General features: G+C 73.9%; 9 protein-coding genes. 4 read left to right on the plus strand and 5 right to left on the minus strand.

Features of this window, described 5'->3' with window-relative positions; all coding sequences use genetic code 11:
- Nucleotides 1-254: 254 nt before the first annotated feature.
- On the plus strand, nt 255-1,313 hold the full coding sequence (locus ACFXAE_RS35540; protein ID WP_384723641.1) for a PucR family transcriptional regulator: 1,059 nt from the start codon (nt 255-257) through the stop codon (nt 1,311-1,313).
- Nucleotides 1,314-1,343: 30 nt separating this feature from the next.
- Here ACFXAE_RS35540 and ACFXAE_RS35545 read toward each other — a convergent pair whose 3' ends face one another.
- The gene (locus ACFXAE_RS35545; protein WP_384723644.1) at nt 1,344-1,787 is read right to left on the minus strand and encodes a DUF6299 family protein; all 444 of its coding nucleotides are present in this window, start codon (nt 1,785-1,787) and stop codon (nt 1,344-1,346) included.
- Nucleotides 1,788-2,021: 234 nt separating this feature from the next.
- Here ACFXAE_RS35545 and ACFXAE_RS35550 point away from each other — a divergent pair, with 234 nt between their 5' ends.
- The gene (locus ACFXAE_RS35550; RefSeq protein WP_384723647.1) at nt 2,022-2,216 is read left to right on the plus strand and encodes a DUF5999 family protein; all 195 of its coding nucleotides are present in this window, start codon (nt 2,022-2,024) and stop codon (nt 2,214-2,216) included.
- Nucleotides 2,217-2,229: 13 nt separating this feature from the next.
- Here ACFXAE_RS35550 and ACFXAE_RS35555 read toward each other — a convergent pair whose 3' ends face one another.
- Nucleotides 2,230-2,628, minus strand: coding sequence for a RidA family protein (locus ACFXAE_RS35555; protein ID WP_384723650.1), 399 nt, complete (start codon nt 2,626-2,628; stop codon nt 2,230-2,232).
- Nucleotides 2,625-3,956 (minus strand): acyl-CoA dehydrogenase family protein, encoded by a 1,332-nt coding sequence (locus tag ACFXAE_RS35560; protein ID WP_384723655.1) that lies wholly within the window; start codon nt 3,954-3,956, stop codon nt 2,625-2,627. Before ACFXAE_RS35560 ends, ACFXAE_RS35555 begins: the two co-directional genes overlap by 4 nt.
- A 117-nt stretch (nt 3,957-4,073) precedes the next feature.
- Here ACFXAE_RS35560 and ACFXAE_RS35565 point away from each other — a divergent pair, with 117 nt between their 5' ends.
- Complete coding sequence (locus tag ACFXAE_RS35565) at nt 4,074-5,684, plus strand: AMP-binding protein (RefSeq protein ID WP_384723658.1); 1,611 nt, start codon at nt 4,074-4,076, stop codon at nt 5,682-5,684.
- 35 nt (nt 5,685-5,719) lie between these two features.
- Entirely contained in the window at nt 5,720-6,541 is an 822-nt protein-coding gene (locus ACFXAE_RS35570) for a PaaX family transcriptional regulator C-terminal domain-containing protein (RefSeq protein WP_384723661.1), read from the plus strand.
- A 136-nt stretch (nt 6,542-6,677) separates the two neighbouring features.
- On the opposite strand, the gene ACFXAE_RS35575 is transcribed toward ACFXAE_RS35570, so the two are convergent.
- Together ACFXAE_RS35575 and ACFXAE_RS35580 are read right to left on the minus strand one after the other, a co-directional pair.
- Entirely contained in the window at nt 6,678-9,068 is a 2,391-nt protein-coding gene (locus ACFXAE_RS35575; RefSeq protein ID WP_384723667.1) for a bifunctional salicylyl-CoA 5-hydroxylase/oxidoreductase, read from the minus strand.
- Between the two features lie 2 nt (nt 9,069-9,070).
- Complete coding sequence (locus ACFXAE_RS35580) at nt 9,071-9,898, minus strand: enoyl-CoA hydratase family protein (RefSeq protein ID WP_384723664.1); 828 nt, start codon at nt 9,896-9,898, stop codon at nt 9,071-9,073.
- Nucleotides 9,899-10,177 lie beyond the last annotated feature (279 nt).

The raw sequence follows: 10,177 nt of genomic DNA on the forward strand, positions 1-10,177 counted from the left end.
GACGGATGCCGTCCGCGCCCGGCGCGCCCCTGTTCACCGCTCACGTCAGGGGGTGGCACCGCTCCCCTCCGGATCCCGGGCCGGGCACCTGCCGGTGCCCGGCACCGGAACCATCCGCGGTGCTCCCCGCGGACCATGCTGCCCGCTCGGAACACGCTCGCGCATTGCCGGAATCCGGCAATGTTCATTAGGGTCTTGATGCCGGTGTGACACAACCGACGCGTCAGGGAAGCGTCAAGAATCGGGGGAAAGGCGTGACCGAACGGGAGATCCCGGAGCAGTATCTGGAGGGCTATGCCCACATTCTGGCCGAGGTCGCGGCCACGGGCAGACGCCTCACCCGGGACGAGATCGCCTCCCGGCGGGCCCTGGGGGAACGGGCCGCGGAGGCGGGGTTCGGTCTGCGTTCCCTCGTCAGCGCGCACCTGTCCGGCGCCCGCGGGGTGTGGCCGCGCGGGGCGGACTCGGCCGACGACGCGCTCGTGGCCGTACAGCAGGTCGTGGACGCGTTCGCCGAGGGGTACGAGCGGGCGCAGCGACTGGCGGTGCGTCAGGAGGAGGCGACTCGGCGGGAGTTCATCGACGACCTGCTCTACGGTCGCAGCGATCTGGGACGGCTGGCGGAACGCGCCGAGCGCTTCGGTCTGCGGTTGTCCCACGAGCACGCGGTCGCCGTCGCCCGGGGCGTGGCCGCCTACGACGAGGGCGACCCGGTGCCGCGGCAGGTGGAACGCGCCCTGATCTCCCGGTTCGGTGACCGCAGCATCCTGCTCACCACCAAGGACGGGCGGCTGCTGTGCATCGCGCCCGGGCACCAGGGGGAGGTGCTCACGTACTTCGCCAAGCAGGCGCACGCCGCCACCGACGGCGGCCAGGTCGCCATCGGCCGCCCGCAGTCGGGGCCGGGTGGTGTCGTCCAGTCCTACGAGGAGGCCCTCGGCTCACTGGAGATAGCCGAGCGGCTGGGGCTCGACGACCCGGTGCTGCGCGCCGCCGACCTGCTCGTCTACCCCGTACTGGCCCGCGACCGCCAGGCGATGGCCGACCTGGTGCACAACGCCCTGGGGCCGCTGACCGCGGCCCGCGGCGGTGCCGTGCCCCTTCTGGACACGCTCACCGCGTACTTCGACTCCGGCTGTGTCGCCGCGGAGGCGGCCCGGCGGCTCTCGCTGAGCGTGCGCGCGCTGACCTACCGCCTGGAGCGCATCCACAAGCTCACCGGCGCCAACCCGTCGGACCCGTCCCACCGCTACATGCTCCAGACGGCGGTGATCGGCGCACGTCTGCTGGACTGGCCCGACGGCGAGTCGTGAGAGGGGACGTCCGGGATGCCCCCAGGGATGTCAGCCCTCGACCAGGGTGATGTCCCGGTGCTCGACGGCGTGGAAGACGGGCAGCAGGAGGATACCGCTGGGGCGCAGCTCCATGAGGGTGGCCTCGACGTGGGCCCGGCCCGCCTCGACGGCGTTGTCGGGCACGGTCCCGGTGTTCTCCCAGCGGTGCTCCTTGCCGTCGCACACCGCGCGGGTGCCGCCGACGGAGTAGTGGATGTCGGACGAGGGCCGGCTGACCGAGGAGCTGACGAAGACCGGTCCGTCGCCGCCGTGGCAGCGGTAGGTACCGGAGAGGGTGACGGAGCCGTCGGCCATCCGGCCCTCCTGGTCCACCGTCACGGACTCCGAGGGGACGGAGGGGGCCGCCGACGCGGGCGAGGGGGCCGCCGCGGCGAAGCCGAGCAGCAGCAGCGCGGAACCGGCCGCGACGCCGAGGGCGGGACGTACGAACATGGGAAACCTCCCGAAATGAGCGGAATGAGGGATCCCACCAGTACCCGGTGCGGGGGCCGGGGCCGGTCATCGTCACCCCTTCGGTGGCGAGTCGGCCCCGGCCGTCGGGGAACCGTCCCGGGATGGTCCGGGGGCTGTCACGTTTCCCGGCGGGCGGTTCCGACGTATGCGCGGCCCGGGCATGGTCCGTGTATACGGTCCATCCGGATCGTTCCACCTATGTGGAGGTGCGCCATGTGTGCCCACCAGCCTTCCTGCCCCCAGCCCCATGACTCCGCCGCACATGTGGTGGCCGCCCATCCCGAGCAGGGCTGGAGTCTGCTGTGCGACGGTGTGATCGTCTTCGACGACACCGGTGAGCTGCTCCCCGACGGCCGGGTGATCGCCCCGCACCGCGTCCTCGCCGACCGGCTCGCGGTCGCCGCCTGAGCCGGTCCGCCCCTCAGGGCAGCAGGGCGAAGCCGTCGAGTTCGACCAGGGCCCGTTCGTCCCAGAGGCGGACCACCTCGACGACCGCCATCGCCGGGTAGTCCCGGCCGGCCAGCTCCCGCCAGGTGCGGCCGAGTGCACGGGCGTGGGCGCGGTACGCGGCCACGTCGGTGGCGTAGACGGTGACGCGGGCCAGGTCGGCGGGGGTGCCGCCGGCTGCGCGCAGGGCGGTGAGGAGGTTGGTGAGGGCCCGCGCGAACTGTTCGGGCAGGGTGTCGCCGACCACCTTGCCGTCGGCGTCGAGGGCGGTCTGGCCGGCCAGGAACACCAGCCGGGAACCGGTGGCGACGACGGCGTGCGAGAAGCCGGCCGGCGGGGAGAGCCCGGGCGGGTTGACGCGCTCGGCGGTCACCGGTCCTCCAGGTTCCTGTACAGCTCCTTGGCGACGATGCCCCGTTGCACTTCGCTCGCCCCCTCGTAGACGCGGGGTGCGCGGACCTCGCGGTAGAGGTGTTCGAGCAGGTGCCCGCGTTGCAGGGCGCGGGCTCCGTGGAGCTGGACGGCCCGGTCGACGACGTACTGCGCGGTCTCGGTGGCCAGCAGCTTCGCCATCGCGGAGCGCCGGGGGACGTCGGCGGTGCCCTCGTCGTACGCCGTCGCCGCCGCGTAGACCATGAGCCGGGCGGACTCCGTGCGCAGCGCCATCTCGGCGACCTGGTGGGCGACGGACTGGAGGTCCTTCAGCTTGCCGCCGAACGCGTCCCGCCGGGCGGTGTGGGCGAGGGTCGCGTCCAGGGCGGCCTGCGCCATGCCGACCGCGAAGGCGCCGACGCTGGGGCGGAACAGGTTGAGGGTGTCCATGGCGACCCGGAACCCCCGGTCGACCTCGCCGAGCACGTCGTCGGCGCTCACCGGTACGGCGTCGAAGCGGAGGGCACCGATGGGGTGCGGGGAGAGCATGTCGAGGCGGCTGCCGGTGAGGCCTGGGCGGTCGGCGGGGACCAGGAAGGCGGTCACGCCCCGCGCGCCGGCGCCGGGGGTGGTGCGGGCGAAGACGGTGTAGAAGTCGGCGTCGGGGGCGTTGGAGATCCAGCACTTCTCCCCGGTGAGCCGCCAGCCGGAGCGGCCGTCGTGATGCGCGGCCGGAGACGCCGGGGCCGGAGCGGCGTCCGCCACCGCGCCCCGCCCCGCCGCCTCCCCCCGAGCGTCCGCCACCGCGCCCCGCCCCGCCGCCTCCCCCCGAGCGTCCGCCACCGCGCCCCACCCCGCCGCCTCCCCCCGGGCGTCCGCCACCGCGCCCCGCTCGGTCGTCTCCGCCGGGCCCGCCCGGCCGTCCGGCTCCGCCGTCAGCGACAGTGCCGCCGCGTCCGAGCCGGCGTCCGGCTCGCTGAGCGCGAACGCCGCGACGACGCTGCCGTCGCTCACCCCCGGGAGCCAACGGGCGCGCTGGGCGGGGGTGCCGTGGGCGTGCACCGGGTGGGCGCCGAGGCCCTGGAGGGCCAGGGCGGTCTCCGCCTCGGTGCAGGCGTGGGCCAGGGACTCCCGCATCAGGCACAGGTCGAGCGCACCGGAGGTGAACAGGCGGGACAGCAGGCCGAGGGTGCCCAGTTCGGCGACCAGGGCGCGGTCGACCCGGCCGGGTTCCCCCTTCTCGGCGACCGGCCGCAGCCGTTCCGCGGCCAGTGTGCGCAGCTCCGCGCACCAGGCGAGTTGCGCCGGTTCGAGCGAGAATGCGGTCATCGCCGGTCCCTTCCCTCGCCACTGGGCCACTCCCGAGGCTATCGCGGAGCGTTGACTGCCGTCACCAACGCGATACGCTCCTGGTGCGAGCCCACCACGCCAAGGGGGCGAACCGTCATGAATCCACGGGCCACCGCGCACGTCGACACCTTCGCCCGCGACCACCTCCCGCCACCCGACCAGTGGCCCGAGCTCCGTTTCGACCTGCCGGAGCTGCGCTACCCCGACCGGCTGAACTGTGCCGCGGAGCTGCTGCACGGTCCGCCCGACGACCGCCCGGCGTTCCACACCCCCGACGGCACCACCTGGACGTACGGCGAGCTGCGCGCCCGCGTGGACCGGCTCGCGCACCTCCTCACCGGCGACCTCGGGATCGTTCCCGGCAACCGGGTGCTGCTGCGCGGCCCCACCACCCCGTGGCTGGCCGCCTGCTGGCTGGCGGTGCTGAAGGCGGGCGCGATCGCCGTCACCGTGCTGGCCCAGCAGCGCCCGCACGAGCTGAGCACCATCTGCGAGATCGCCGAGGTCCACCACGCCCTGTGCGACATCAGGTCCGTCGACGACCTCGCCGAAGCCGACGTCCCGGGCCTCTCCCTCACCACCTACGGCGGCGACTCCCCCGGCGACCTGCTGAACCGCCCGGCGCCGACCACGCCGTACGAGGCCGTGCCGACCGCGGCCGACGACGTGGCGCTGATCGCCTTCACCTCCGGCACCACCGGGCGCCCCAAGGGCTGCATGCACGTCCACCGGGACGTGCCGGCGATCGCGGACACCTTCTCCCGGCACGTGCTGAAGCCGGTCGCGGACGACGTGTTCACCGGCAGTCCCCCGCTGGGCTTCACCTTCGGCCTCGGCGGCCTGGTGGTGTTCCCGCTGCGGGCCGGGGCGAGCGCACTCCTCCTCGAACAGGCGCACCCCGCCCAGTTGTTGCCCGCGATCGCCGCGCACAAGGTGTCGGTGCTGTTCACCGCGCCCACCGCCTACCGCGCGATGCTCGCCGAACTGGACGGCCACGACGTCTCGTCGCTGCGCCGCTGCGTCTCGGCGGGCGAGAACCTGCCCGCCGCCACCTGGCGGGCCTGGCACGAGCGCACCGGGCTGCGGATCATCAACGGCATCGGCGCCACCGAACTGCTGCACATCTTCGTCTCCGCCGCCGACGAGGCGATCCGCCCCGGAACGACGGGAGTTCCGGTCCCCGGCTGGCAGGCACGCGTGCAGGACGCCGACGGCACGCCCGTGCCCGACGGGGAGCCCGGACTGCTCGCGGTGCGCGGTCCGGTCGGCTGCCGCTACCTCGCCGACCCGCGCCAGCGGGAGTACGTGCGCGACGGCTGGAACATCACCGGCGACACCTACGTCCGCGACCCCGACGGCTACTTCCGGTACGTCGCCCGCGCCGACGACATGATCATCTCGGCCGGGTACAACATCGCGGGCCCCGAGGTCGAGGACGCCCTGCTGCGCCACCCGGACGTGGTCGAGGCGGCGGTGGTCGGGCGGCCGGACGAGGCGCGCGGCCAGGTCGTGGTGGCGTACACGGTCGTCGAGGAGGGCGCGGAACGCGACGCCGAGGCGCTGCGCGCCTTCGTGAAGTCCGAGCTCGCGCCGTACAAGTGCCCGCGGGAGATCGTGTTCCTGGACGCCCTGCCCCGCACGGCCACCGGCAAGCTCCAGCGGTTCCGGCTGCGCGCTCCCACCGGGACGGGGAACGACCGTGCGTGATGCCGGGGAACCCCGCCGTCCGTATACGACTTAAGATGATCAACGTGTTCGACCAGCAAGCCCCCCACACTCCGAGATCCCTCATCGTCACGCTCTACGGCGCGTACGGCCGCTTCGTGCCGGGCCCGGTGCCCGTCGCCGAGCTGATCCGGCTGCTGGCCGCGGTCGGCGTGGACGCCCCGTCCGTCCGCTCCTCGGTGTCCCGGCTCAAGCGGCGCGGCCTGCTCGTCCCGGCGCGTACCGCACAGGACACGGCCGGGTACGAACTGTCACCCGACGCACGCCAGTTGCTCGACGACGGCGACCGGCGCGTGTACGCCACCGATCCGCCCGGGGACGAGGGCTGGGTGCTCGCGGTGTTCTCCGTACCGGAGTCCGAACGGCAGAAGCGGCACGTCCTGCGCTCCCGGCTGTCCGGCCTCGGCTTCGGCACGGCGGCCCCCGGCGTGTGGATCGCCCCCGCGCGGCTGTACGAGGAGACCAGGCACACCCTGGAGCGCCTGCGCCTGGAGGCCTACGTCGACTTCTTCCGCGGCGAGCATCTGGGCTTCGCGCCCACCGCGGATGCGGTCGCCCGCTGGTGGGACCTGGCCCGGATCGCCGAACAGCACGAGGCGTTCCTGGACCGGCACGCGCGGGTGCTGCGCGCCTGGGAGCGGCGCGCGGACACCCCTCCCGAGGACGCCTACCGCGACTACCTCCTCGCCCTGGACTCCTGGCGCCACCTCCCCTACGCCGACCCGGGCCTGCCCGCCGCCCTGCTCCCCGCCGACTGGCCGGGCACCCGCTCGGCGGCCGTCTTCCGCTCCCTGCACGAGCGGTTGCGGGACGCGGGGGCGGTGTTCGTGGGCCTTTGACGTCCCCTCCCCCGGAGGGGGAGGTTCCCGCCCGCCACGCCGGTGAAGACCGCGGTGCCGACGGGGCACGGGCCGGCCCGGCGGGCGGAGCTCGTGGCGTCCGGGACCGACTCCGGAGGCCGAACCGCGTCCGGGATCAACCCCCGAGGCCGAGACGGGGTCTGGGTGCGTCCGTGCGGCCGGTCCGGGGCCGTCTGCTGCCCGCCAGGTACGGTGCCGGCCAAACCGCGCCCGGGCCCTCGTAGCCCTGTTCGGCCGCCGCGTGGAGCGTCCAGTGGGGGTCGTAGAGATGGGGGCGGCCCAGTGCGCACAGGTCCGTGCGCCCGGCCAGGATCAGGGAGTTGACGTCGTCCCAGGAGGAGATCGCGCCGACCGCGATCACCGGGACGCCCGCCCCGTGCCGCACCCGGTCGGCGAAGGGGGCCTGGTACGAGCGCCCGAACTCCGGCGCCTCGTCGGCCACGACCTGCCCGGTCGACACGTCGATCGCGTCGGCGCCGTGCGCGGCGAAGGCGCGGGCGATCGCGACCGCGTCGTCGGCCGTGGTGCCGCCCTCCGCCCAGTCGGTGGCGGAGATGCGGACGGTCATCGGCCGGTCCCCCGGCCACACCGCGCGCACCGCGTCGAACACCTCCAGCGGGAAGCGGAGCCGTTTCTCCGGTGAGCCGCCGTAGGCGTCGGTGCGGTGGTTGGTGAGCGGGGAGAGGAAACCGGAGAGCAGGTAGCCGTGGGCGCAGTGCAGTTCCAGCAGGTCGAAACCGGCCCGTGCGGCCCGCACGGCGGCGGCCGTGAACTGTTCCCTCAGGTCGGTGAGCTGGGCCCGGGACAGTTCGCGCGGCACCTGGCCGCCCGGCCGGTACGGCAGGGGCGAGGCGGCGACGAGGGGCCAGTTGCCGTCGTCGAGCGGCTCGTCCATGCCTTCCCACATCAGCTTGGTCGAGCCCTTGCGGCCGCTGTGACCGAGCTGCACGCCGATCGCGGTGCCGGGCGCCCGATCGTGCACGAAGTCGGTGATCCGCCGCCACGCCTCGGTCTGCCGGCCGGTGTAGAGGCCCGCGCAGCCGGGCGTGATGCGCCCCTCGGGGCTGACGCACACCATCTCGGTCATCACCAGTCCGGCCCCGCCCAGCGCGCGGGCGCCGAGGTGCACGAGGTGGAAGTCGCCGGGGACGCCGTCGACCGCCGAGTACATGTCCATGGGCGAGACGACGACCCGGTTGCGCAGGGTCAGTCCGCGCATCCGGAACGGGGTGAACATCGGGGGCGTACCGGGCGGGCAGCCGAACTCCCGCTCCACGGACTCGGTGAAGCGGGCGTCGCGCAGCCGCAGGTTGTCGTGGGTGACGCGGCGGCTGCGGGTGAGCAGGTTGAAGGCGAACCGGCGGGACGGCTGGGCCACGTAGAGGGGCAGGTTCTCGAACCACTCCAGGCTGGCCCGGGCGGCGCGCTGGGTGGAGGCGACGACGGGCCGGCGTTCCGTCTCGTAGGCGGTCAAAGCGGTTTCCAGAGAGGGCTGTTCGTCCAGGCACGCGGCGAGCGCCAGCGCGTCCTCGACGGCGAGCTTGGTGCCGGAGCCGATGGAGAAGTGCGCGGTGTGGGCGGCGTCGCCGAGGAGCACGACGTTGCCGTGCGACCAGCGCTCGTTGACGACCGTGCGGAAGGTGGTCCACGCCGAGTCGTTGGACTTCAGCGGGCGTCCGCCGAGCGCGTCGGAGAAGATCTTGGCGCAGCGCTGCACGGACTCCGCCCCGTCCGTCCCGTCGAATCCGGCGGCGTGCCAGACCTCGTCGCGCATCTCGACGATCACGGTGGAGGCGTCGGTGGAGTAGGGGTAGCCGTGCAGCTGCATCACGCCGTGCTCGGTCTCGGCGATCTCGAACCGGAAGGCGTCGAAGGCGAAGTCGGCGGCCAGCCAGATGTAGCGGCAGCGGTGCGCGGTGATCCGGGGCCGGAACACGTGGGCGAAGGCCTCGCGCGTGCCGCTGTGCACCCCGTCGGCGGCCACCACCAGGTCGTACGTCTCCGCCAGCCGGGCCGGGTCGGGTGCCTCGGTGTGGAAGCGCAGGTCGACTCCGAGGGAGCGGCAGCGCTGGTGCAGGATCTCCAGGAGGCGGTGCCTGCCGAGGGCGGCGAAACCGTGTCCACGGGAGGTGTGGCGGGTGCCCCGGTGGACGATGTCGATGTCGTCCCAGCGGATGAAGTCCCTCCGCAGGGCGGCGTGGACCGCCGGGTCGGCGTGTTCGATGCCGCCGAGGGTTTCGTCCGAGAGGACGACGCCGAAACCGAAGGTCTCGTCGGGGGGGTTGCGTTCCCAGAGGGTGATCCGGCGGTCGGGGGCGAGGCGTTTGAGCAACGCGGCGGTGTAGAGGCCGCCGGGGCCGCCGCCGATGATCGCGATGTGCCGGGGGTGGCTTGTCGTTCCGGGCGGGTGCGGCGCCGTCGTGGCCTGTCGCGCCCACGCGGCGGTAGCCGCACATTCAGAAGAGTCCCGCGCCCCTGAGGCAGACGCGCCCACCTGGGTCGGCATGGTCACCGCCCCCTCCACTTGGGCGGCCTTTTCTCGGTGAAGGCCGCGTGGAACTCGGCATAGTCCTCGCCGTTCATGAGCAGGGCCTGGGTCGAGGCGTCCAGTTCGATCGCCGCCGACAGGGGCATGTCCAGTTCGGCCGTGAGGAGGGCCTTGGTCTGGGCGTGGGCCAGGGCGGGGCCGTCGGCGAGGCGGCGGGCCAGAGCCCGGGCGGCCTCGTCGGCGCCGCCCTCGTCGGCGAGCGCGCTGATCAGGCCGATGCGTTCGGCTTCCGGTGCGCGCACCGTGTCGCCCAGCATCAGCAGCCGGGTGGCGTGGCCGAGGCCCACGACCCTCGGCAGCAGGTAGGCGGCGCCCATGTCGCCGCCCGACAGGCCCACCCGGGTGAAGAGGAAGGCGAAGCGGGCGCTGGGGTCGGCGACCCGGAAGTCGGCGGCCAGGGCGAGGACCGCGCCGGCGCCCGCCGCCACTCCGTGCACCGCGGCGACCACCGGGAACGGGCACTCCCGTACCGCACGCACCACCTGGCCGGTCATCCGGTTGAAGTCGAGGAGCCGCGCGGTGTCCATGGAGAGGGTCGCACCGATGATCTCGTCGACGTCGCCGCCGGAGCAGAAGCCGCGCCCCTCACCGGCCAGCACCAGGGCCCGTACGGCCCGCTCCCGGGACAGCTCGGCGAGCAGGTCGCGCAGGTCGGCGTAGGCGCCGAAGGTGAGCGCGTTGAGCCTGTCGGGGCGGGCGAGGGTGACGGTGGCGACGCCGTCGGCGAGCTCGACGCGCAGATGATCCCAGCGGGCGGTACGGGCGGCGGAGCCGGTGAAGGGACTCATGAGGGCGGCCTCCTGGGGCGGGCACTGCGCTGCTCAGTGAGCTCTGCTCCATGAAGTTATCACCGATCGGTGACTGTCGTCACGGGTGCGCGATACCCTGTTCGGGCGCCGTCACGTCCGTCACGGATCGTCGACACGCGGGTAACGGCGGGAGCGGGCGCGCGCGGCGGGGCGACGACGTGGGTAGACCGCCCGTCGCCGGGGCCGAACGCCCCCGCGACGGGCGGCCCGGGCGTCGGGGCCCCCCCCCACGAAGGGCCGCACCCGGGGCGCCCGACC

The organism is Streptomyces sp. NPDC059454, from assembly GCF_042749965.1.
In the GTDB taxonomy this organism is placed as follows: domain Bacteria; phylum Actinomycetota; class Actinomycetes; order Streptomycetales; family Streptomycetaceae; genus Streptomyces.